The organism is Pseudomonas extremorientalis, from assembly GCF_001870465.1.
Lineage (GTDB): Bacteria > Pseudomonadota > Gammaproteobacteria > Pseudomonadales > Pseudomonadaceae > Aquipseudomonas > Aquipseudomonas extremorientalis.
This window is the reverse complement of the sequence record NZ_MDGK01000017.1, coordinates 308,391-330,845: the sequence shown is the minus strand read 5'-3', so window position 1 is coordinate 330,845 and position 22,455 is coordinate 308,391. Positions and strand designations below refer to the sequence as shown.

Sequence of the window (22,455 nt, the reverse complement as noted above, 5' to 3'; positions counted from 1 at the left end):
CAGGCGGAAATCTTATTCGATCTGGCCGTGGCAGTGTTTGAACTTCTTGCCCGAGCCGCACCAGCACAGCTCGTTGCGACCCAGCTTCTGTTCGTTGCGCACCGGGCTTTGAGCCAGGGCCACATCGATCTCTTCGCCCAATACCTCAGGGGCTTCCAGGCCCGGTGCTTCGTCGTGCTGGAACTGCATGCGCGCAGCCAGTGCCTCGGCTTCCTGACGCAGGCGGGCTTCTTCCTCGATCGGGTCTTCGCGACGCACCTGAACGTGGGAGAGCACACGGATGGAATCGCGCTTGATCGAATCCAGCAGTTCGGAGAACAGCGTGTACGACTCGCGCTTGTACTCCTGCTTCGGGTTCTTCTGGGCGTAACCGCGCAGGTGAATGCCGTGACGCAGGTGGTCCATGGTCGACAGGTGGTCTTTCCACAGGTCGTCCAGCACTCGCAGAACGATTTGCTTCTCGAAGGTGCGCAGTGCTTCGGCACTCGCCTGCTCTTCTTTCTCGTTGTACGCGGCCAGCAATTCGGCCATCAGTTTTTCGCGCAGGGTTTCTTCGTAAAGATGGTCGTCTTCGTCCAACCACTGCTGGACCGGCAAGTCGACACCGAAGTCGCTCTTCAACGCTGCTTCCAGGCCGGCAACATCCCACTGCTCAGGCAGGGATTGTGGCGGGATGTGTGCGCTGACGGTGGCGTTGAGCACGTCCTGGCGGAAATCGGCGATGGTCTCGCCAATGTTGTCGGCGGCCAGCAACGTGTTACGCATGTGATAGATCACTTTACGCTGTTCGTTGTTGACGTCATCGAACTCGAGCAGTTGCTTACGAATATCGAAGTTGCGGCCTTCAACCTTGCGCTGCGCCTTCTCGATGGCGTTGGTCACCATGCGGTGCTCGATCGCTTCACCGGACTGCATGCCCAGGGCCTTCATGAAGTTTTTCACGCGGTCCGAGGCGAAGATGCGCATCAGGCTGTCTTCCAGGGACAGGTAGAAGCGGCTGGAACCGGCGTCACCCTGGCGACCGGCACGGCCACGCAGTTGGTTGTCGATACGGCGCGATTCGTGACGCTCGGAAGCGATCACCTGCAGGCCGCCGGATTCCAGCACGGCCTGGTGGCGCTTCTGCCAGTCGGCCTTGATCTGGGCGATCTGCTCGGGGCTCGGGTTGTCCAGGGCCGCGACTTCCACTTCCCAGTTGCCGCCCAACAGGATGTCGGTACCACGACCCGCCATGTTGGTGGCGATGGTCAGTGCGCCCGGACGACCGGCCTGGGCGATGATCTCGGCTTCTTTTTCGTGGAACTTGGCGTTGAGGACCTTGTGCTCGATGCCTTCCTTGTTGAGCAGGTTGGACACATGCTCGGAAGTCTCGATGGTGGCGGTACCCACCAGGATCGGACGGCCCTTGGCCATGCCGTCCTTGATGTCGTTGATGATCGCCGCGTACTTCTCTTCGGCGGTCAGGAACACCAGGTCGTTGTAGTCCTTACGCGCCAGTGGCTTGTTCGGCGGGATAACCACCACCGACAGACCGTAGATCTGGTGGAATTCGAACGCTTCGGTGTCGGCCGTACCGGTCATGCCGGACAGTTTGTTGTAAAGACGGAAGTAGTTCTGGAAGGTGGTGGACGCCAACGTCTGGCTTTCAGCCTGGATGTTGAGGTGTTCCTTCGCTTCGATGGCCTGGTGCAGGCCTTCGGACAGACGGCGACCCGGCATGGTACGGCCGGTGTGCTCGTCGACCAGCACGACCTGGCCGTCCTGCACGATGTACTCGACGTTGCGATGGAACAGCTTGTGGGCACGCAGGCCGGCATACACATGGGTCAACAGGCCCAGGTTGTGCGCCGAGTACAGGCTTTCACCCTCGGCCAGCTCGCCGATCTGGGTCAGCATTTCTTCGACGAACTGGTGACCGGCTTCGTTGAGTTCGACCTGGCGGGTCTTCTCGTCGATGGTGAAGTGGCCTTCTTTGGTCACCACGCCTTCCACTTCCTCGATGTGCTGCTCCAGGCGCGGGATCAACTTGTTGATCTCGGTATACAGGCGCGAGCTGTCTTCGGCCTGGCCGGAGATGATCAGCGGGGTACGGGCTTCGTCGATGAGGATGGAGTCGACTTCGTCGATCACGGCAAAGTTGAGTTCGCGCTGGAATTTTTCTTCCATGCTGAACGCCATGTTGTCGCGCAGGTAGTCGAAACCGAATTCGTTGTTGGTGCCGTAGGTGATGTCGGCGGCATAGGCAGCGCGCTTCTCTTCCGGCGGCTGGAACGGCGTTACCACGCCGACGGTCAGGCCGAGGAATTCATAGAGCGGGCGCATCCAGTTGGCGTCGCGGCGAGCCAGGTAGTCGTTCACCGTCACCACGTGCACGCCCTTGCCGGACAGTGCGTTGAGGTAAACGCCCAGGGTCGCCACCAGGGTCTTGCCTTCACCGGTGCGCATTTCGGCAATCATGCCTTCATGCAAGGTCATGCCGCCGATCAACTGGACGTCGAAGTGGCGCATGCCCATGACACGCTTACCGGCTTCACGGGCGACCGCAAAGGCTTCGGGAAGCAGTTTGTCGAGGGTTTCACCTTTGGCTATGCGGGCCTTGAACTCTTGGGTCTTGGCGCGCAATTGCTCGTCCGAAAGGGCAACCATCTGCTCTTCGAGGGCATTGACCAGCTGCACCGTCTTGAGCATGCGTTTGACTTCGCGCTCATTCTTGCTTCCAAAAAGTTTCTTTAACAAAGGCGCAAACATATCGGCAGGTTCTTCCACACATAGGGATGGAGGGCGCACCGTGAGTGGCCCGAGCAGCCCTCACGGCCGCATGCGAACGCGCATTCTACCCGGAATCGTGGGTGAGGAAAGTGGCGTTGTTCCCCGATGCTGGCATGGGGCGGTGAGAGGGCTTGTTTAAAATAAGGGCTTTTACCGGAACTTCAACCCATGGAGCGCAGAAGTTACCGATTGATTTCACGAACAAAACCCATGGATGCAGCGCCTGGGGCGTACGGGGGCTTTCTGCTAAGATGGCAGCTCTGTTACTTAAGGTGTCCAATAATGGCATTTCGCCCCTCACCAGCCCGCGCGCCTGCGGTGTTGCTTCGTGATGCCAAGCCGCTGAAAGCCATCTTCGGCCATGCGCAACGCCTGGGCCGCCTGCAACGCCTGCTTGAAAGCCAGCTGCAACCGGCCGCGCGCGAACACTGCCGCGTAGCGTCCTGGCGCGAAGGCAACCTGCTGCTAATTGTCACAGATGGCCATTGGGCGACACGTCTGCGTTATCAGCAAAAACGCCTGCAACGTCAATTGATGGCCTTTGATGAATTCGCCGGCCTGACGCGCATCCAGTTCAAGGTACAACCGCCCACCACCCTGCCCGCCGTGGTGGAGCATACTCACGACCTGTCGACGAATGCCGCCGAAACCATTCAGGCAACAGCCGACGGGATCAGTAACCCCGCCTTGCGCGCTGCACTTGAGCGGCTGGCAGCCCACGCCAGGCCCAAACCCTGAATCTCTATTTGCGCTTGCTGCCGCCTAGCAACGATCCCAACAAACCACGCACCAGTTGCCGTCCCATCTGATTGGCGGCCTGCTGCATCGCCGATTTCAGCGCCTTGCCTGCCGTGGTGCCCAGAAATGCACCGGCCCTGTCGGTGAAACTCGGCTCGTCGTTGGTCGGCCTGGTTTCTTCGGTCGGGCCAAGCGCCTTGCGTGACATCAGCACTTCGTAAGCGGACTCCCGGTCGATCGGCTTGTCATAACGCCCCTGCAGCGGCGAGCTGGCTACCAACGCGGCGCGTTCGGCTTCGCTGAGCGGCCCTATCCGTGATTGCGGCGGTGCCACCAAAACGCGCTGGACGACTTCCGGCGTGCCTTTTTCCTGCAAGGTGCCCACCAAGGCCTCACCTGTGCCCAGTTCCGTCAATACCGACAAGGCATCAAATGCAGGGTTTGGCCGAAACCCATCCGCTACGGCGCGCAGGGATTTCTGTTCCTTGGTGGTGAACGCCCGCAAGCCATGCTGGATGCGCAGGCCGAGTTGGGCCAACACGCTATCCGGCAGGTCGCCTGGCGATTGAGTGACGAAATACACACCGACGCCTTTGGAGCGAATCAGCCGCACCACCTGTTCCAGGCGCTCCTGCAAGGCCTTGGGCGTATCGGTGAACAACAAATGAGCTTCATCAAAAAACAGTGCAAGCAGCGGCTTGTCTGCATCGCCACGCTCGGGCAGTTGCTCGAATAGCTCCGCCAACAGCCACAGCAGGAACGTCGCATACACCTTCGGCGCCTCGTGCACCAGGCGGCTGGCGTCCAGCAGATGGATGCGCCCGCGCCCATCGCTGGTGGGTTGCAGGATGTCTTCCAACTGCAGGGCCGGTTCGCCAAACAAGGCTTCAGCGCCCTGTTGCTCCAGCACCGCCAGGCGCCGCAAGAGGGCCTGGCTGGATCCGGTGGTCATCAGCGCCGCGTCTTCACCCAGTAATTCCGGGTGATAGCGCAAGTGATTAAGCAGTGCCTTGAGGTCCTTGAGGTCCAGCAACAGCAAGCCTTCACGATCCGCCACCTTGAACGCTGCGTAAAGCGCCGACTGTTGGCTGTCAGTGAGCTCCAGGAGACTACCGAGCAACAACGGGCCCATCTCGCTGATGGTGGTGCGCAATGGATGACCGGACTGCCCGTGGATATCCCACAGCGTGACCGGATAAGCCTTGGCCGTGTAGTTCAGGAAAGGCATGCCGGCGATGCGCTCGGCGACCTTGCCTTGCGGGTTCGCTGCGGCGCCCAGGCCGCAAAGGTCCCCTTTGATGTCCGCGGCAAACACCGCCACGCCGGCGTCACTGAAGGCTTCCGCCAGGCGTTGCAATGTAACGGTCTTGCCCGTGCCGGTGGCACCGGCGATCAACCCGTGGCGATTGGCCAACCGCATGGCCTGGGCGATGGGCTGGCCGGAAAGATCGGCACCGATAAGCAGTTGCGAGGAGTCAGGCATTTCGTCACCCATGGTTAATCTTTAGTGTCGCCAGGTCGATACAGGCAGATGTGAGACCCACAAAGTCTAAAAATAGGTCAGATAGTTCCTACTTGGACCACCAGAGCTACTACAAGAAGTATCACACCTTTTTTGACGCTGTCATTTTGCGCATCCCACAAGGACGCGTCTTGGATATTAAGACCTTAGCGGACCCTACAAGCCATGAATAAAAATCTGCGCTTCAGCCACAAAATCCTGCTTGCAGCCTCCCTTATCGTCATCGCGGCTTTCGCGCTGTTTACCCTCTACAACGACTACCTGCAACGCAACGCCATTCGCGACGACCTCAACAACTACCTGCATGAAATGGGCGACGTCACCGCCAGCAACATTCAAACCTGGCTGAGCGGGCGTATTGCGCTGGTGGAAAACGCCGCACAAAACATCGCCATCAACCCCGAGCCGTCTGCGGTTGCCGGCCTGTTGGAACAGAAAACCCTGACGTCCTCATTTATGGCGACCTACGTCGGCGACAGTCAGGGCGCCTTTACCATCCGCCCCGACACCAAGATGCCGGATGGTTTCGACCCGCGTGTGCGGCCCTGGTACAAGGGCGCCCAAAGCAGCAACGGCTCAACCCTGACCGAACCCTATATCGATGCGGCCACCGGCAAATTGATCATCTCCGTGGCTACCCCCAGCACTCGAGGCGCTCAGAGCATCGGCGTAGTGGGTGGCGACCTGAGCCTGCAAACCCTGGTGGATAACATTGGCGCGCTGGACTTCGGCGGCATGGGCTACGCGTTTCTGGTCAGCGCCGATGGCAAGGTACTGGTACACCCGGACAAAAACCTGGTGATGAAAACCCTGGCTGACGTTTATCCAAAAAATACACCGAAGATCAGTCCTGACTTCAGCGAAGTCGAGGCCAACGGCAAGGACAACATCGTGACCTTTACACCGATCAAGGGCCTGCCCTCGGTGAACTGGTACGTCGGTATTTCAGTAGATAAAGACAAATCCTTCACCATGCTCAGCGAATTCCGCACTTCGGCGGTAATAGCCACGGTTATCGCCGTGGTGATCATCATTGCCCTGCTCGGCATGCTTATCCGCGTATTGATGCAACCGCTGCATGTGATGACCCGCGCCATGCAGGATATTGCCGATGGCGAAGGCGATTTGACCCGTCGCCTGACCATCCAGAATCATGATGAGTTCGGCACACTGGGTAACGCGTTCAACCGCTTCGTGGAGCGTATTCATACGTCGATCCGCGAGGTGTCCTCAGCCACCGAACTTGTGAATGAGGTAGCACTGCGGGTGGTCAGCGCGTCCAACTCGTCGATGGTCAACTCCGACGAGCAGGCCAACCGTACCAACAGTGTCGCCGCCGCCATCAATGAATTGGGCGCAGCCGCCCAGGAAATTGCGCGCAATGCCGCGCAAGCGTCCCATCAGGCCAGCGATGCGCGGCATCTGGCTGAGGACGGCCAGCAAGTGGTCGAGCGCAATATCAAGGCGATGAATCAGCTGTCAGCGATGATCAGCGCTTCCAGCAGCAATATCGAAGCGCTTAACAGCAAGACGGTGAATATTGGCCAGATTCTCGAAGTCATTACCAGTATTTCCCAGCAAACCAACCTGCTGGCGTTAAACGCTGCCATTGAAGCGGCACGTGCCGGGGAAGCGGGCCGTGGGTTTGCGGTGGTTGCCGATGAAGTGCGCAACCTGGCGCATCGCACGCAGGAATCTGCGCAGCAAGTGCAGAAGATGATCGAGGAACTGCAAGTCGGCGCCCGGGATTCGGTCAGTACCATGAGTGATAGTCAGCGCCATAGCCTCGACAGCGTGGACATCGCCAACCTGGCAGGCGAACGCCTGAACAGCGTGACCCAGCGCATCGGCGAGATCGACGGCATGAACCAGTCGGTCGCCACCGCGACTGAGGAACAGACTTCAGTGGTGGAGTCGATCAACATGGACATTACCGAGATCAACACCCTCAATCAGGAAGGGGTGGAAAACTTGCAATCCACGCTGCGAGCATGTGCCGACCTTGAGCAACAAGCGGCACGGTTGAAGCAATTGGTCGGTAGTTTCCGGATTTGATCAGCAGTCCTCAGGCTCGGACCTGGCCTGCTCTTGCTCCCACAACTCGGCGGCACCGGGAAATTCGGTGCCGTCCTCGCTGTCCAGGTCATCCGGGTCATATCGACTCAAACACCCCTCCCCCAACGTAGCGGGGGCTTTTGACGTGGCTTTGTCCAACGGATCACTCATCGCTCAATCCTCAAAGGCGCGCAAACAAAAAGGGCCTGGAACGATTTAACGCCCAGGCCCTTCATTCTTCAATCACAACAGGTCGGTCAGAACACCACTGTCTTGTTGCCGTGCACCAGCACGCGGTCTTCCAGGTGGTAGCGCAGGCCTCGGGCCAGGACCATCTTCTCGACGTCACGACCGAAACGCACCATGTCTTCAATGCTGTCGCTGTGGCTGACACGCACCACGTCCTGCTCGATGATCGGACCGGCGTCCAGCTCCTCGGTGACGTAGTGGCAAGTCGCGCCGATCAACTTCACGCCCCGCAGGGAAGCCTGGTGGTAAGGCTTGGCCCCTACGAACGACGGCAGGAAGCTGTGGTGAATGTTGATCACCTTGCCGGCGTATTCGCGGCACAGTTCCGGCGGCAGGATCTGCATGTAGCGCGCCAGCACCACAACGTCAGCCTCGTGCTGCTTGACCAGGCGGGAAACCTCGGCGAACGCCGGCTCCTTGTCCTGCGGGTTTACCGGCACGTGGTAATACGGAATGCCATGCCACTCGACCATGCTGCGCAGGTCGTCGTGGTTGGAAATCACGCAAGCGATCTCGCAGTCCAGTTCATCACTGTGCCAGCGGTGCAGCAAATCGGCCAGGCAGTGGGATTCGCGGCTGGCCATCAACACCACGCGTTTTTTCTGCTCGGTGTCGGTGATGTGCCAGGTCATCGAAAACTCTTCGGCGATCGGCGCAAACGCTTCGCGGAAGGCATCAAGACCAAAAGGCAGCGAATCGGCACGAATCTCGTGACGCATGAAGAACCAACCGCTGAGATTGTCCGAGTGATGACTCGCCTCGGTGATCCAGCCGTTGTGGGAGGCCAGAAAGTTACTGACTTTGGCAACGATGCCGACCCGGTCCGGGCAAGCAATCACCAGCCGAAAAGTGCGCATTAGGGGAAAACTCCAGAACTTCGCAAAGGCCGCCATTCTAGCGATTGCGCAGGAAAACTGCAGTACTCGTTAACGTTTATTCTGATCATCGCCCACAGCCTTGTCCCTTAATAGCCTATGGTTTTACCACTCCATATATGAGGCTGTTGCGCCACGCCAGGGCTGCTCCCGCTTTTCAAGCAGATTTATCTTAGGGTCTACGCCCTGGTAATTAACTCGAATGCATAGCATTGCTACAAACATTCAAAGTAATTCACATAAATGCGACCTTAAATGTTTACTTGGGCAAACCGCCTGACTATTATTGGGCCACTATCCCTGTCAATCAGCGCTCTACATAAGGTAGTCCACATGTCTCTGATCAACGAATACCGTGCCACCGAAGAAGCTATCAAAGAGCTGCAAGCCCGTTTGAAGAACCTGTCCCAAGACGACAAACTGCAAACCGAGCTGGAATTCGAAGGTAAATTGCGCGCCCTGATGGGTGAATACTCCAAATCCCTGCGTGACATCATTGCGCTGCTGGATCCAGAGTCGAAAGTTAAGGCTCCACGCGGCGCCGTAAAAACTACCGGTACCAAGCGTGCCCGCAAAGTCAAACAGTACAAAAACCCGCACAACGGCGAAGTGATTGAAACAAAAGGTGGCAACCACAAAACGCTGAAAGAGTGGAAAGCCAAGTGGGGCGGTGACGTAGTTGAAGGTTGGGCTACCCTGCTGGGCTAAGCCTCACCAGGCTTGCGCCTGAGCCGTTACACATAAAAAACGCCAGCTTGCTGGCGTTTTTTATTGTCTGCATAGTCTGCAAAACCGACTACAGATTCATTCTGGTTGCTAGAGAGTCCGCATACTCCTGCCATTGCTCCAGCACCTGGGACTGCAACGGTGTAGCACTTATAGCGAACTCACGCCGAGCCTGTTCAAACGCCTCAAGGGTATTCGGTGCGCCCCATTCCGGGCTCGACAAACGTTGCTGACAGAAAAGTTTCCAGCGCAGTTGCTCCTCGCTGTTCAACGTATCGGGGAAGTTGCGCGCTCGGTAGCGGAACAATAATTCAGGCAAACGCTCGTCATCAAAAGGCCACTGCTGGCGCGCTAATTGCGCAGGCTCAGCCGTTCGGACTTGTTCACATAAACGCCGGTCACGGTCTCCGATAAAACCGTCGTAAAGCTGTTGCTCAGGGTCCGAACTCGGCGTGAAGTCTTCGTGCGCGTAAATGGCCGCCAACTTATCGCGCCAAAGTTCCTGTGCGTCAGTTAGCCGCAGCGCCCGCTCCTGATAAATACTCATGTCCAAGTGCAGACGCTCACGATCTTCTGCGCGCAGCACATTCATGGGCGCCACCACGGGGCAGCGATTGATATGCACCAATTTGAGGGGGACCGGCAGTTCACCGTCGGCCAGATCGTCACGGCGGGTGTAGAGACGCCGGCGCAAGGTATCGGCATCAAGGTCCAGCAGCCCCTGCGGGTCGAGTCCAAGGTCACAGACAATCAATGCATTGCGATTACGCGGGTGCCATGCAAGCGGCAGCACCACCCCCAGGTAATGACGTTCGGCAGAAAAACGCCCGGAAATATGCACCATCGGCTGCAGCAGACGCACCTGGTCCATCACCCGTTGCTTGCTGCGCAGTTGAAACAGCCATTCATACAACTTGGGCTGTTTCTCACGTACCAGCCGAGCCAATGCAATCGTGGCACGCACATCGGATAACGCATCGTGTGCCTGGCCATGGTCGATACCATTGGCTTCGGTCAGCCGCTCCAGCTTGAGCGTGACACGCCCATCCTGCTGCGGCCACTCGATGCCCTCCGGGCGCAGGGCGTAGGCGGTGCGAACCACGTCGATCAAATCCCAGCGACTGTTACCCCCCTGCCATTCTCGTGCGTAGGGGTCGAAAAAATTTCGATAGAGGCTGTAGCGCGTCATCTCGTCATCAAACCGCAGCGTGTTGTAACCGGCGCCGCATGTACCCGGGACGGCCAGTTCAGTGTGCACCCGAGTCATGAAGTCAGCCTCGGCCAAGCCTTTTTCCGCGAGTATTGCGGGCGTGATTCCAGTGATCGCACAGGCGATGGGGTGCGGCAGGATATCGTCGCTGGGCTGGCAATAGAGATTGACCGGCGCGCCGATCTCGTTGAGTTCAAGGTCGGTACGAATTCCGGCTACCTGAAGAGGGCGATCGCTGCGCGGGTTGATGCCGGTGGTTTCATAGTCGTACCAGAAAATGGAGGTCACGGGCTGTTCCTGTACTGAAGATCGACAAAGTCTAGGCGCTGGAAGGCGTCCGCGACCAGCACCAAATACACTGTACAAACATCCAGCAAAATCTTGAGTGGTTGCTTCCATCCCCGACACTGCTAGCATCCGTGTCTTCCAGCCACTCTGCACTGCCAAGGATCGCGATGCCGTCAGCCCCATTGGACACCCGCTACCAGATCGAGACCCCGGAGGGCATCGACCTGCCCCTGCGCCCGGCCGGCCTGGTGCCGCGCATGCTCGCCTTTGCCTTCGACCTGGGCGTACGCGCGGTGGTCATGGGCGTTCTGCTGGTGCCATTGGCCTTGCTTGGCAACGTCGGTATCGGCCTGGGAGCGCTGCTGCTGTTCCTGATCAGTTGGTGGTACATGGTGCTGTTCGAGGTGCTCAACCAGGGTTGCTCACCCGGCAAGCAGGTCATGGGGTTGCGTGTCGTACAAGATGACGGCACTCCGATTGGCTGGTCCGCATCACTGATCCGCAACCTGCTGCGGTTTGTCGACATGCTGCCGTTCGGCTACTGCCTCGGCGCGATCAGTTGCCTGCAGCACCCCCATTTCAAGCGCCTGGGCGACCTGGCCGCCGGGACTCTGGTGATCTACCGTGAACAGCCGCTGGTACGCCCTCGGATTCCTCAAGCGACGGCCCTGCGCCTGCCCTTCGCCCTGGATTTGAGCGAACAACGGGCGATCCTTGGTTTCGCGGAACGCCAGGGGGAACTGTCCACCGAGCGCGTTCACGAATTGGCCTCGATTCTTGCCGCCCCCTTGCAGGTATCCCCCGCCCGCGCTGCGGAACAACTCAATGGCGTGGCCCGTGGCCTGCTGGGGCCAGCATGAAACAGAGCCTTTTCGAAAGCCGTCACCAGCGCCAATGGCAAGCCTTCGCCGAGCAGCTCACACAGCTGGAGCAAGGCCAGGCCAAGGCCGGTGACGTGGCCGATTTCCCTCATCAATATCGACGCCTGTGCCAGCATTTGGCCCTGGCCCAGGAACGCGGCTACAGCAGCTATCTGGTAGACCCATTGCAACAACTGGCCCTGCGCGGCCACCAACAACTCTACCGTCATCGCAGCCAACTGGCGGCGAATGCGCTGAGCTTTGTACTCGCCGATTTTCCTCGGCTGGTACGGGAGCAGTGGCGTTTTGTGCTGATCGCCAGCCTGCTGTTCTTTGGCAGCCTGGTGGGTATTGCCCTGCTGGTCTACCTGTTTCCCGACCTGATCTACAGCATCGTCAGCCCGCAACAGGTGGCCGAGATGCAGGGCATGTACGACCCTGATGCCAGCCGCCTGGGCCGCGCCGCCGAGCGAGCATCGAGCGAAGACTGGATGATGTTCGGCTACTACGTGATGCACAACATCGGTATCGCGTTCCAGACGTTTGCCGCCGGTTTAGTGTTCGGCCTGGGCAGCGTGTTCTTTCTGATTTTCAACGGCCTCATCATCGGTGCGGTCTCCGGTCACCTGACCGAGATCGGCTATGGCCAGACCTTCTGGTCATTCGTCATCGGCCATGGCGCATTCGAACTGACCGCGATCGCCCTCGCCGGGGCCGCAGGCTTGCAGTTGGGGTGGGCACTGATCGCTCCGGGACAATTGACCCGTGGTGAATCATTGCGGCTGGCTGCACGCAAGAGCGTGCAAATGCTCTGCGGTGTCATGATTTTCCTGCTGATCGCAGCGTTCATCGAGGCTTATTGGTCATCCACCACCGTGATAACCCCGTGGGTCAAATACCTGGTGGGCGCTGTTCTGTGGCTGCTGGTGGGCACTTACCTAGGCTTTGCGGGAAGGAATCGCCATGCGCCTGACTGATGCCAGCGTGGTCATCCGGCCGCGTACTGCCTGGGAAGCCATGGATCTTGGCGCCTTGATGGCACGGGAGCATCGCGTGCTATTGATGGGCAGTTGGGCATTGGTCACCGTACCTGTGTTCGCCTTGCTTACAGCCCTGCTGTGGCAGTATCCGTCCACCGCCATATTTCTGTTCTGGTGGCTCAAGCCGGCCTTCGACCGCTTGCCGCTGTACATTTTGTCCAAGGCCCTGTTTGGTGAAACGCCCACTATCAAGCACGCTGTACGCCAGTGGCCGCTCCTCCTCAAGGGTCAACTGCTGGCCAGCCTGACCTGGCGACGGCTGAGCCTGAGCCGCAGCTTTGTAATGCCGGTGAGCCAACTCGAAGGCCTGGACGGCCCGGCACGCCAGAAACGCCTGGGCGTGTTGCAGCAACGCAATGCCGGAGCCGCGCGCTGGCTCACCATCATCGGAATGCACCTGGAAATAGGCCTGTGGTTCGGCTGCATGGCACTGTTCTATCTGTTCATCCCACAAAACCTCGAGATGGATTGGGACTGGCAGCGCCTGTTATTGGCGACAAGTTCGGAAGGGTTATGGCTGGAGCACCTGGGCAACGCATTCTATGTCTTGCTGCTGATATTTTGGGAACCCATCTATGTCGCCTGCGGCTTCAGCCTCTACCTTAATCGTCGCACCGTATTGGAAGCCTGGGACCTGGAGCTGGTCTTCCGACGCCTTCGTCAGCGCCTGAGCAATGTGGCCCCGCTGTTGTTATTGATGATCGGACTGATGCTGCTGCCTCTCAGCCCTCCTGTCATGGCCGAAGCTTCCAGTCCCTCCAAACCGCTGAGTACCCCGAGCGCGAGCCAATCCATCAAATCGCTGCTGGACAAACCGCCCTTCAAGAACCCGGAAACCGTAACCCGTTATCGGTTTGGCGAAGAAAAGCCAGCCGGTAAAAACAAAACACACAGTGACGGCAGACTTCCCGATTGGCTGAAGGCGCTGCTGGACAACCTCAACAGCGATACCTTCAAGCACATCGCCCAAGGCTTGGAAGTTCTACTGTGGGGCGTTTTCATCGGCAGCCTGATCATGCTCGCGTGGCGTTACCGAGACTGGTTGCACACCTTCGTCAGCCGGCGCGGGCCGCGTGAGACAGAGGTTGCCAAACCGCTGCCCACGCAATTGTTCGGTCTTGAACTGGGTACCGAGACCTTGCCCGACGACGTTGCCGGCGCCGCCGAACAGCTATGGGCCACCCAACCCAGGGTAGCCCTCGCCCTGCTGTATCGAGGCCTGCTCAGCCGGTTATTGCATGATTTCAACCTGCCATTGAAAAGCGCTGATACCGAAGGCCAGGTCCTGGCACGTGTACACCAGTTGCAGCAACCACAGCTGCTGGCCTTCAGTGATGAACTGACCCGGCATTGGCAAAACCTCGCTTATGGTCACCGCCTGCCTCCGCTGCCTGCCCAGCAGAAACTATGCAGTGATTGGCGCGCCCTGTTCAGCCCAGGGAGCAATTCATGAATCGACCATTACGATGGGTGGGGTTATTACTGGCGTGCCTGCTTGGCGCGGGCGGTTACTACGTATGGAGCAAGGCGACTCCCTATGACGAAGTGGTAGATCGTGGTCCTTCGCCAGAGGCGCTGGCCAATCCTTACCTGGCAGCCGAACACTTTCTGCGCCAACAAGGCCTGACCGTAGAGCATGCGTATAACCTGAAACAGCTGGACACCTTGCCCTCCAAGGGCAACAGCCTACTGCTGCTCGGCGAGCGCAGTAATATGTCGCCACGCCAGGTAGAACAGTTGCTGGAGTGGGCCAGGTCAGGCGGCCATCTGTTGCTGGTCGCCGAGGCGCTGTGGGATGAAGAGACTGGCAAAAGCGGTGACCTGCTGCTCGATCGCCTCCAGATTCACCAGACACTGAGTGACGAACCTGAAGAACCTGCCACTTCCCTCAAAAAGCCCTCAAGCAAGAAAGCCCGGGACCTGACCAAACTCTATGTCGACAATGAAACCGCACCGGCTTATTTCAGTTTCGACACAGATTTCAACCTGACCGACCCCAAGCACCTGGCTCAATTCTCCGCCAACAGCGCAAGGGCCAGCCACCTGATGCAGCTCGACCTTGGGGAAGGCAGCGTCACAGTGATCACGGACAGCGACCTGTGGAAAACCCCGAACATCGGCAAGCACGACAACGCCTGGCTGCTGTGGTACCTGAACCAGGGCACCGCCGTGACTTTGCTGTTCAACAGCGACTTCGACGACCTGTTCACCTTGCTGATGCGGTATTTCCCCCAAGCCCTGGTGGCACTCACTGCCCTCGTCGCCTTGGGACTTTGGCGGGCCGGCGTGCGTCAAGGCCCGATTCGGACCCCTGCATCCCCCGCGCGTCGCCAATTGCAGGAACACCTGAAAGCCAGTGCCGATTTCCTGCTGCGGCGCAGCGGCCAGGGCACCCTGCTGCAGGCCTTGCAACGCGATATCTTGCGTGCGGCCCGACGCCGCCACCCCGGTTTTGAACGCCTCGACAACGCAGAACAGCGCCACGTGCTTGAACACCTGACGCGCCAACCCTCTCACGTCATCAACCAGGCCCTTGGCCCACTCCCGGCAAAACGGCTTTCCAGCGCCGATTTCAGCCGACAGGTGGCGTGCCTGCAAACCCTCAGGAATGCCTTATGAACTGGAGCGTTGCGGTCGTTAGATCTATGTGATATTAAAATCATATCTCTGTCCACGGGGAGTGAAGGGTCACAGCAGTAACCATCACACAGCCCAAGCAGACAGAGTGACATAGTGATTGGCCGACGACGGGATGAACGATGGAGCTTGTGTGGGGCAGCAAGGATTTCGTGATCGCAGGGCAACCTTATCAAGGGTTTCCGATTCTGCTGTGGGACTCGATGGAGAGCTGCACTCAGGCCAATCTATTCTTCCGTCATTACCTCCTTCGTGGGGAGATCGGCTCGAAGGAATCCTGGCCGAATACCGGACGAGCGCTGTACGACTTCTTCAGCTTCCTACAAGCGCATGACCTTGACTGGCGGGACGTAGATCGTGGTGAGGCCAAGAGTCTTGTTGCTGCCTATCGGGACTACTGTCTGGTTACGTGCGGATTGGCACGCAACACTACCCGCCAGCGACTGACGTACATCTGCAAGTTCTACGAGTTCGCCCTGGGGAAAGGTTGGGTAAGGCGCCTGCCTTTCGGTCATGAAGAACGAATTGTGCCACGCGAAACAGGTTTCCTTGAACATGTCGACGCTAGCGGTGGTAAGGCGCTGGTGAACAATGTGATGCCGCGTAGTGACAAGCCCCTACCTAAATACCTGAGCATGTCCCAGACGAAGTCTCTTCTGTCCATGGCGGGCAATCCACATCACCGGATCATGATTCAGTTGGCCCTGCGAACAGGCCTACGTCGTAACGAACTGGCTACCTTCCCGATGGCTTATGTTGTCGACCCTGACAAGACTGGAGGAACCGAACGTAACCTGCGTATTTGCCTTGATCCTTTTGACGGCAGTGGGATGGAGACCAAGGGTAATAAGGCGCGGGATATCTTGGTCAGTCGCAAATTCATGGCTGAGCTCTACCGCTACGTGACGAAACTGCGAGGAGAGCGAGCATCTCTGAGCAAGGATCAAAAGGCTCTCTTCCTCAACCACCTCGGAGAGCCCTATGGAAGCAACGGCAAGAGCCTGAATCGGATCATCGTCGAGACAGGAAAACGCGCTGGCATTGAAGTCCATGCACACATGCTGCGACACACCTACGCGACCCACACCCTGGTAAACCTTCAGCGCTACCCACAACAAGGCCTTGACCCCTTGGTGTTCCTCCGGCGGCAGCTTGGTCACAGCTCAATCCAAACCACCATGATCTACCTGCACCTTGTTAACGAAATGGCCGATGAAGCCGTGTTGGCGTACGACGACGAGCTGAATGAAATGGCCGGAGCAATGTGATGGGGAAGCGAAAGGTATTTACCAAGACTGATCTCAGCGTTCCCCAAGTCGAGCATTGCATCGACGCAACTGGCTGTGTGGTCATCTGGCCCGATGTCGTCCCTCCAGCGAACACTATAGTTTCGTTCGGGCGAAACTCCTCAACCCGCCGCAATTTCGATTTTGCGAGATGGTATGGTTCGGAGATTGATGACTTAACTTACGCCTGTCAGCGTCAGGTTGAGCGTTTCCTAGCGGGGCAAGAGGGCACTCTCTCGGCTACCACTGTTGCAAGCTATTGCGACACTGGATTGAACCATTTTCTTGACTATTGCCTGCTCCAAGCGGTGGCTTACGAGCGTAGGTTGACGCTGAATGATTTGGATCGTGGTCTTATCGACGGCTTTCTAGCTCATCTCCGTGAAAAGGGTACAGCAACCAACGCCCAGAAAAACTATTACTCGAAAGCTAAAGCGGTGCTCGTTGCCCTCGGAAAGCGCGGCATTTTCCCTTTGATCATCTCTGGCGATGCGGCCACATTTCCACGTAACCCATTCCCAAACTCCAACCGCAAGGTCAAGGGCGAGACAGCGCTTTCGAAACGTGAGCGTCAAGAGTTTGCTGCGGCGCTGCGGCAGGCGATTAAGCCCATATGGAGCGATGACACAATGGTGACTAGCGAACTCCTGGTTTACGCGTTACTGGTAGTAGCACTTCACACCGGGCGCAATACCATCCCATTGCTGGAAATGGGCCGCAATTGTCTGCGCCCTCATCCCAAAGACAACACCGTCTTCCTCGTGCTATGGAAGCGCCGTGGCTACAACACCAGTAAGGTGGCTTTGCGGGTCGACTCGGACTCCGAGCGTGTGCTGGAGGCAATGCCTAGCATCAGACCCAGCGTAGAACGTTTGATCCGTAGAGTAATGGTGTTGACTGAACCCTTAGACTCTGAAGCTCCCGATGACTTCAAGGGACGTGTGTGGTTGTACCGCAGTCGGGCTCATAACACTGCAGGTCATGTCACGGCATTGCAAGTGCAAAGGTTAGATAAAAGTATTGAGCGGCTTGTAGCCAAATATGATCTGAAGGACAGCGACGGAAAGCCTTTGCGTATCAACATCTCTCGTCTGCGTAAGACTTTTGCAAATCGCATCTTTGAGCTAACCGATGGAGACCTGGCGACCACTGCATCTGCTCTCGGCAACACCGCACGAGTAGCCGACCAAAACTACTTGGCGCCTAGCGGGGACGCACGTCGAAACTGGCGGTTTATGGGGGAAATGCTTGTGGATGAGCTACTGGCAGAGACTATTGGCGCAACCTACAAGAAAAGTCCTTTGGGTCGTTGTGCGGATCCAGTCAATGGTCAGTTTGCCCCGAAACGCGAAGGCGAAACCTGTATGAACTTCATGAACTGCCTGCGCTGTAGGCACTACGCAGTGACCGCCGAAGACTTGTACAAACTGTTTAGCTTCTACTTTCGAGTGCTGAGTGAACGTTCCCGTATGGACAAGAGACGGTGGGCACGCGAGTACGCCCATATCCCTCGTCTGATTGACCATTACATCGTTGCCGAAGGCCTACGCCGTGGCACATTCAAGGCTGAGACCGTAGAGGCCGCACGTGAGCATGCCCGTACCGAGCCCCACTCGTTCTGGTCAGTCGATCTCATTGCCAGTCTGGAGGTCTCCTTATGATTGACGACAACCTAGGGGGGCTGCCTTTTGCAGACATTGCCGCTCAACCTGGCGATGTGCGTCGGCTATCTGACTCAGAGCGGGACAAGCTAATCATCACCGCTGCGAACGTCGATGGGCATTGGGTTATCCTCAGTAGGTACGTTGAAGATATCTGGCAGCTTCATGGTTTGCCTAGTAACGTTCCGGCCAGCGGGAGGCAGATCAACTTCTCCATCGTACCATCAGCGTTTCGCGCAACAATGAAAGCAGTGATCTATAGGTATATGAGGCGCGGTCTCAGCGGATCGGATCGGCCTAAAGGAAGGTCTATTATCACTTTATTTCATGACGCGTTGCCGTTCCTTAGGCACCTTGAAGCACTTAAGATTGAGTATTTAAGAGCTGTAACACCGATTATCGCAGCAACATACGTGGCAGCTTGCAAAGCCCACAAAGTAGCGAGATCTGACAAGCCGCTGTCGCCAGAAACGTTACGTTCTCGTTACGGCACTGTAGAGGCGCTCTATGCACTGAGCCATTTTACCGACGACCGGATGCAGCAGCATCCATGGATCGAAACATCCGCAATGGCCATGGCAGGAAGTAATGGCGACATCCTCAGAGGGAAAACGCCACTGATCCCAGATGAGGTGTTTTGTACACTGTTCGAAGAAGCCCATAGCCAAGTAGAGCGCGGAAAGCAATTACTTGATCTGCGGGATGATCTTAGTGCAATCACAGCGAAATTTAAGGGATACAGTGTCGAGGGATTAATCTGGCAGAAAAACCGCCATTTGGCTCTCTCGGGCTGGGACGGCGGTTTAAGCATATTCAACAAGTCACTGACAGCACTCCGCACGGCCTGCTATGTCGTACTAGCCAGCACCTCAGGCTGCCGTAATCACGAATTGACTAATTTGCACTCGGGCGCCCATCACCGCACAGAAGATGATGACGGTACGATCTATCATTGGATGCGGTCTGTGTCCGAAAAGACCGATGAAGGAGTCCATGACTGGATGATTCCAGAGGCAGCTGTGCGAGCCCTTAGGGTTATGGAGCGCTGGGCCATGCCCTACCAAGCCATGATTGCCGACGAGATTATTCAGCGACGGCGCATCGACCCGCAGGATCCTCAAATCGCAGAGGCGCAAAAACATCGCAATTCGCTTTTCCTCGGCATGGACACGACCCAAGGCAACCAAGTCCGCACGCTCTCCATCGCAAGTTGGGATGCGGCGCTGAAATCGTTCGCCAAAAATTGCGCATTGAGCTGGAAGCTCGCCAGCCATCAATTCAGGCGCAAATTCGCCAACTACGCTGCGCACAGCAGGTTTGGCGACCTGCGTTACCTCAAGGAGCATTACGCTCACTGGTCTATGGATATGACTTTAGGTTACGCCATGGACGAAAGCTGGGGCCAGCATCTGGATCTAGAACTGTATTCGGAGATTCAAGATGAGCTGGAAGACATCAAACTTGGCGTCGTCGACGGCTGGATGGGTGATGAATCGTTGGCAGGAGGCTATGGGGGCGCCATCAAGGGATGGAAACGAGAGCCGGAAAACCTGCTGATCTTCAAAGATCGTGCCTCAATGCTGAAGTCCATCTCTGGGAGCACATTCATCCGCAGCAACGGCCACGCCTGGTGTACAGCGGACAATGACGGCTGTGTCGGCAATACCCTTGAACGCACCCGCTGCACTGGCTGCGAGCACTCAGTGATTGGGAGCATCCATGCACCTATGTATCAGCGGCTTTACGATGAACTTAAAGAGCTTCTGCACTGTAAGGACATCGGTGAAGGTGGTCGCCAACGCGTCGAGCGCGACCTCAAACGTTGCCGAGATGTGTTGGTACGGTTGGGTATGCCTCCTGAGGATCTCAGCGCATGAAGAGGAAGGACAAAACATCCAACTACAAGCCTGCGATGGATCGAGCGAAGGATCTGAAGCTAGCCATCTACGCCATTCAAAAAGGACGAGCTCAAAGCGGTGAAACCAAAGTGACTATCGCCGCTGTTGCCCGTGAGGCGGGAGTATCGACGGCGCTCATCCATAATCATTACCCATCAATCGCTGAGGAGATACGACAGATCCAGGGGCGGTCTAGTCGTGCCATGCGGGATGTCAAACATCAGGATCTGATTGCTGAGCGTCAGAAGTCTAAGGGCTACCGTCAAGAGATTGAGGAGCTCGAGGCCAAGCTCGCCAAGATCGCATCCATCAATGAGGTATTGATGGATGAGAATCAGAAGCTCAAGACTCAGTTGAGGGAGCGCAACGTGGTTGAACTTGTGCCGTCCTCACGCACTGACAAGTCTCGCGTCTGACGGAGTTCTTTCCCAACGGAGATCAACCAGATTCGCACACCAGTCACAGTGCGGATGGCACGTTCCCCTAGAGGGTGTAGCTTGATCATCTGTCCTGCGCACCTTCTAGCAATGAGCCACGCAATAGTTACAGTGGCATGCCCCTGCAGGGACGGCTGTCGTTAACCAAGCCCTGTCTAAGCCAGGTCTTGGCCCTGCGGGCTTCTATCCTCATGCCTACGACCCTCCTGGTCTGTGATTCCTGCGGTGCTCTAGATCAAGTCAGTATGGGCCGTTAGCCCCGAACAGGTTGGCCGGGAGAGTGCGAGGCTTGGATTATTTGGGGAGGACGTCATAACAGTCCTCAGCGCCCCAATGCCTGTTACTGAGTTGACGTGGGCGTAGCTGGCAAAAAATGCCTAGCTACATCGTACCCCTGGTTAAGCAGGCTATTAGATACCCATTTTCCGGCGCAGGCCCAATTCTTCCGGCGCTTCACCTGCCTTGAATCCAATCAAATAAAGTACGTCCCCAATTGGGCTTGCTCCCACCTCCGAATCCGAGCTTGTGTTCTGGATTACTGGGCAGGTTGCATAGCGCAGCGTAACGCCCTGTTCATTCAGGCGCTCGATTATTGCTTGGAGTTCTTCAAAAACTTCCAAGAGCCCTGTGCTGGAGTAGAACTCGGCGCAGTCGCGGTATTCCCGGAGGTAATCAGTGAGCTCCGCGAACGCCAGTGCCTGGTCTTTAGAGGGTTCGAATGCGGGCTCGATATAATCCCCGATGCTTTCAGCTGCGAGTTTGGCTAAGGCCCTGCCTGATTCGGGCTTCAGTGCCTTGGTCATGAAATATTTCTGATGAAACTGCTCACGAGCCGAGCGCAGTTGCTCATCGGTCGGAATTGCCATCGGTTTCGTGAATGCGTCGATGTCCTGAAACTCAAAAGCAGAGGCGAGTGAGCGAAGCGTATTAAGGCTGGCGCCGGCCCCTGCTTCAACCCTCTGAATGGTTCTGGGCGTAGCCCTGGCGAGGGCTGCCAGTGTCTCCTGAGACCACTGGCGGAGTTCGCGCAGATACCTGATCACTTGGCCAAGTTCATCTTTGTTCAGCACGCGGGTTTCAACGTTGTCGAAGCTGCTCATCTCATTACCCCTGTTTCAGTGGCTGTTCGGATGGGTCAAGTATGAGTCGGGGAAGATTCAGGCAACACGACACGAACCTGACAGCACAATTGTTGCCACGGCTTTCACTCTAATCAGTGCAATCACGCGGTGGATAGCCTTTGTGCGCTTGTCCTGCCGGATCACGTTCTTTACGAACAACCCGTGGCATCTGCCGGCTATTTAAGGCGTCATCGTTCAAGCAAGGAGGTTTTGGGTGATAGCCTACTGGATGCCTTACCATCCGCGTAATCGGAGCGCCACATGATCAACCTCCATCGCTTAATAAGCTGGCTGTTTCCTGACCGTCGTCCCGACTGGGAGCAGAAGCGTGAGCGCGAGTTCATCCTGGCGGCGAACTCATTGAAAACCCTCTCGGTAACTGACCGGGGTGGCATGTCCATCGATCCAGAAGAGCTCCGTGAACAGATTGTCTCCGCACGCGAGCAGTTGAAGCACCTCGTGCACAACCCTGGAACGCGTAGTGAGCCGTGCCAAGCAGTCTCAGCTACCGAGGTGGCCCAGGAGGCTGAGCCTTCTTCTGAGGAGCTGCAGGACTCCATAGAGGTTGTGGCTTGGCGTCGACTTCCCAGCGGCGCAGTTGTGCGCTACACGTGCCTCCAGTGCCTAAGTACAGGTCGATACGCTGTAGCGGCGGCCAGTCTCTTTTCGGGAGCTTTGGAGAGCCTTCCTACGTGGGTCGATGGCAATATCAACAGGCAGGTAGCAAATGCTCTACAGGATGGCGAGCTCAGGTGGTTCACGACTGTGGGTGGGGCAATGAATGCGTGGGATGCGGAGTTCTGATAGCTCAATGGGTTGGTAGGACTGGCAGTCACGGGAAGCCGGCTCCGAATCAGATTCTGAGGCTTGTGAGTAACTTGTTTGGGTTTTCACTCAGACTCTTGCCGTTATTCGCGCTGCCCGAGGCATTGCAGGTGTTGGTCAATGCAGCTAAAGCTCTCGTCAAAAACGAGCGCAGGAGATCTTGATCGTGTGAAAGATGCAGCGTGGTATACGAACGTTCCCTATCAGTAGTCCCGCCAAGGCTCAGCTAAGCCAGATGAGCCCTGTATGTCTCGGTAA

18 protein-coding genes and 1 pseudogene are annotated in these 22,455 nt (G+C 57.2%); 13 read left to right on the top strand and 6 right to left on the bottom strand.

The window, feature by feature from the left end; translation table 11 throughout:
* Positions 1 to 12 precede the first annotated feature (12 nt).
* A complete protein-coding gene (gene secA, locus BFN10_RS08990; protein WP_071489379.1) occupies positions 13 to 2,748 on the bottom strand; it encodes a preprotein translocase subunit SecA in 2,736 nt (911 codons plus the stop codon).
* A gap of 303 nt (positions 2,749 to 3,051) precedes the next feature.
* Here secA and BFN10_RS08985 point away from each other — a divergent pair, with 303 nt between their 5' ends.
* A complete protein-coding gene (locus BFN10_RS08985) occupies positions 3,052 to 3,507 on the top strand; it encodes a DUF721 domain-containing protein (protein ID WP_071489378.1) in 456 nt (151 codons plus the stop codon).
* 4 nt (positions 3,508 to 3,511) lie between these two features.
* Here BFN10_RS08985 and BFN10_RS08980 read toward each other — a convergent pair whose 3' ends face one another.
* Positions 3,512 to 4,990 carry a helicase HerA-like domain-containing protein gene (locus BFN10_RS08980; RefSeq protein WP_071489523.1) on the bottom strand — a complete coding sequence of 493 codons (1,479 nt, stop codon included), beginning with the start codon at positions 4,988 to 4,990 and terminating at the stop codon, positions 3,512 to 3,514.
* Positions 4,991 to 5,194: 204 nt separating this feature from the next.
* On the opposite strand from BFN10_RS08980, the pseudogene BFN10_RS30065 reads away from it, so the two are divergent.
* A pseudogene (locus BFN10_RS30065) lies at positions 5,195 to 6,226 on the top strand (HAMP domain-containing protein); the annotation flags it as partial.
* 93 nt (positions 6,227 to 6,319) lie between these two features.
* The gene (locus BFN10_RS30060) at positions 6,320 to 7,084 is read left to right on the top strand and encodes a methyl-accepting chemotaxis protein (protein ID WP_371322068.1); all 765 of its coding nucleotides are present in this window, start codon (positions 6,320 to 6,322) and stop codon (positions 7,082 to 7,084) included.
* Here the strand turns inward: BFN10_RS30060 and BFN10_RS29430 are convergent, their stop codons facing one another.
* Positions 7,085 to 7,255 carry a hypothetical protein gene (locus BFN10_RS29430; RefSeq protein WP_165447918.1) on the bottom strand — a complete coding sequence of 57 codons (171 nt, stop codon included), beginning with the start codon at positions 7,253 to 7,255 and terminating at the stop codon, positions 7,085 to 7,087.
* Positions 7,256 to 7,341: 86 nt separating this feature from the next.
* A complete protein-coding gene (gene purU, locus BFN10_RS08970) occupies positions 7,342 to 8,190 on the bottom strand; it encodes a formyltetrahydrofolate deformylase (RefSeq protein ID WP_071489376.1) in 849 nt (282 codons plus the stop codon).
* Positions 8,191 to 8,541: 351 nt separating this feature from the next.
* Here purU and mvaT point away from each other — a divergent pair, with 351 nt between their 5' ends.
* Complete coding sequence (gene mvaT / locus BFN10_RS08965) at positions 8,542 to 8,916, top strand: histone-like nucleoid-structuring protein MvaT (protein WP_016970296.1); 375 nt, start codon at positions 8,542 to 8,544, stop codon at positions 8,914 to 8,916.
* 88 nt (positions 8,917 to 9,004) lie between these two features.
* On the opposite strand, the gene sbcB is transcribed toward mvaT, so the two are convergent.
* Complete coding sequence (sbcB, locus tag BFN10_RS08960) at positions 9,005 to 10,432, bottom strand: exodeoxyribonuclease I (protein WP_071489375.1); 1,428 nt, start codon at positions 10,430 to 10,432, stop codon at positions 9,005 to 9,007.
* Positions 10,433 to 10,599: 167 nt separating this feature from the next.
* Here sbcB and BFN10_RS08955 point away from each other — a divergent pair, with 167 nt between their 5' ends.
* The 8 genes from BFN10_RS08955 (at position 10,600) to BFN10_RS08920 (ending at position 20,230) form a co-directional block, all read left to right on the top strand.
* Positions 10,600 to 11,292: an RDD family protein gene (locus BFN10_RS08955; protein ID WP_071489374.1), complete on the top strand. Its 693-nt coding sequence runs from the start codon at positions 10,600 to 10,602 to the stop codon at positions 11,290 to 11,292.
* A complete protein-coding gene (locus BFN10_RS08950; protein WP_071489373.1) occupies positions 11,289 to 12,269 on the top strand; it encodes a stage II sporulation protein M in 981 nt (326 codons plus the stop codon). The genes BFN10_RS08955 and BFN10_RS08950 overlap by 4 nt, the downstream gene beginning before the upstream one ends.
* Positions 12,256 to 13,785, top strand: a complete 1,530-nt coding sequence (locus BFN10_RS08945) for a DUF4129 domain-containing protein (RefSeq protein ID WP_071489372.1) — start codon at positions 12,256 to 12,258, stop codon at positions 13,783 to 13,785. Before BFN10_RS08950 ends, BFN10_RS08945 begins: the two co-directional genes overlap by 14 nt.
* Entirely contained in the window at positions 13,782 to 14,951 is a 1,170-nt protein-coding gene (locus BFN10_RS08940; RefSeq protein WP_071489371.1) for a DUF4350 domain-containing protein, read from the top strand. Before BFN10_RS08945 ends, BFN10_RS08940 begins: the two co-directional genes overlap by 4 nt.
* Before the next feature lie 140 nt (positions 14,952 to 15,091).
* On the top strand, positions 15,092 to 16,237 hold the full coding sequence (locus BFN10_RS08935) for a tyrosine-type recombinase/integrase (protein WP_071489370.1): 1,146 nt from the start codon (positions 15,092 to 15,094) through the stop codon (positions 16,235 to 16,237).
* Positions 16,237 to 17,916 (top strand): site-specific integrase, encoded by a 1,680-nt coding sequence (locus BFN10_RS08930; protein WP_071489369.1) that lies wholly within the window; start codon positions 16,237 to 16,239, stop codon positions 17,914 to 17,916. Before BFN10_RS08935 ends, BFN10_RS08930 begins: the two co-directional genes overlap by 1 nt.
* Positions 17,913 to 19,793, top strand: coding sequence for a site-specific integrase (locus BFN10_RS08925; protein ID WP_071489368.1), 1,881 nt, complete (start codon positions 17,913 to 17,915; stop codon positions 19,791 to 19,793). Before BFN10_RS08930 ends, BFN10_RS08925 begins: the two co-directional genes overlap by 4 nt.
* On the top strand, positions 19,790 to 20,230 hold the full coding sequence (locus tag BFN10_RS08920) for a TetR family transcriptional regulator (RefSeq protein WP_071489367.1): 441 nt from the start codon (positions 19,790 to 19,792) through the stop codon (positions 20,228 to 20,230). The genes BFN10_RS08925 and BFN10_RS08920 overlap by 4 nt, the downstream gene beginning before the upstream one ends.
* Before the next feature lie 431 nt (positions 20,231 to 20,661).
* On the opposite strand, the gene BFN10_RS08915 is transcribed toward BFN10_RS08920, so the two are convergent.
* Positions 20,662 to 21,351, bottom strand: coding sequence for a helix-turn-helix domain-containing protein (locus tag BFN10_RS08915; protein WP_071489366.1), 690 nt, complete (start codon positions 21,349 to 21,351; stop codon positions 20,662 to 20,664).
* A gap of 282 nt (positions 21,352 to 21,633) precedes the next feature.
* Between BFN10_RS08915 and BFN10_RS08910 the strand changes: the two genes are divergently transcribed.
* The gene (locus tag BFN10_RS08910; protein ID WP_071489365.1) at positions 21,634 to 22,176 is read left to right on the top strand and encodes a hypothetical protein; all 543 of its coding nucleotides are present in this window, start codon (positions 21,634 to 21,636) and stop codon (positions 22,174 to 22,176) included.
* The last annotated feature ends 279 nt before the right edge of the window (positions 22,177 to 22,455 follow it).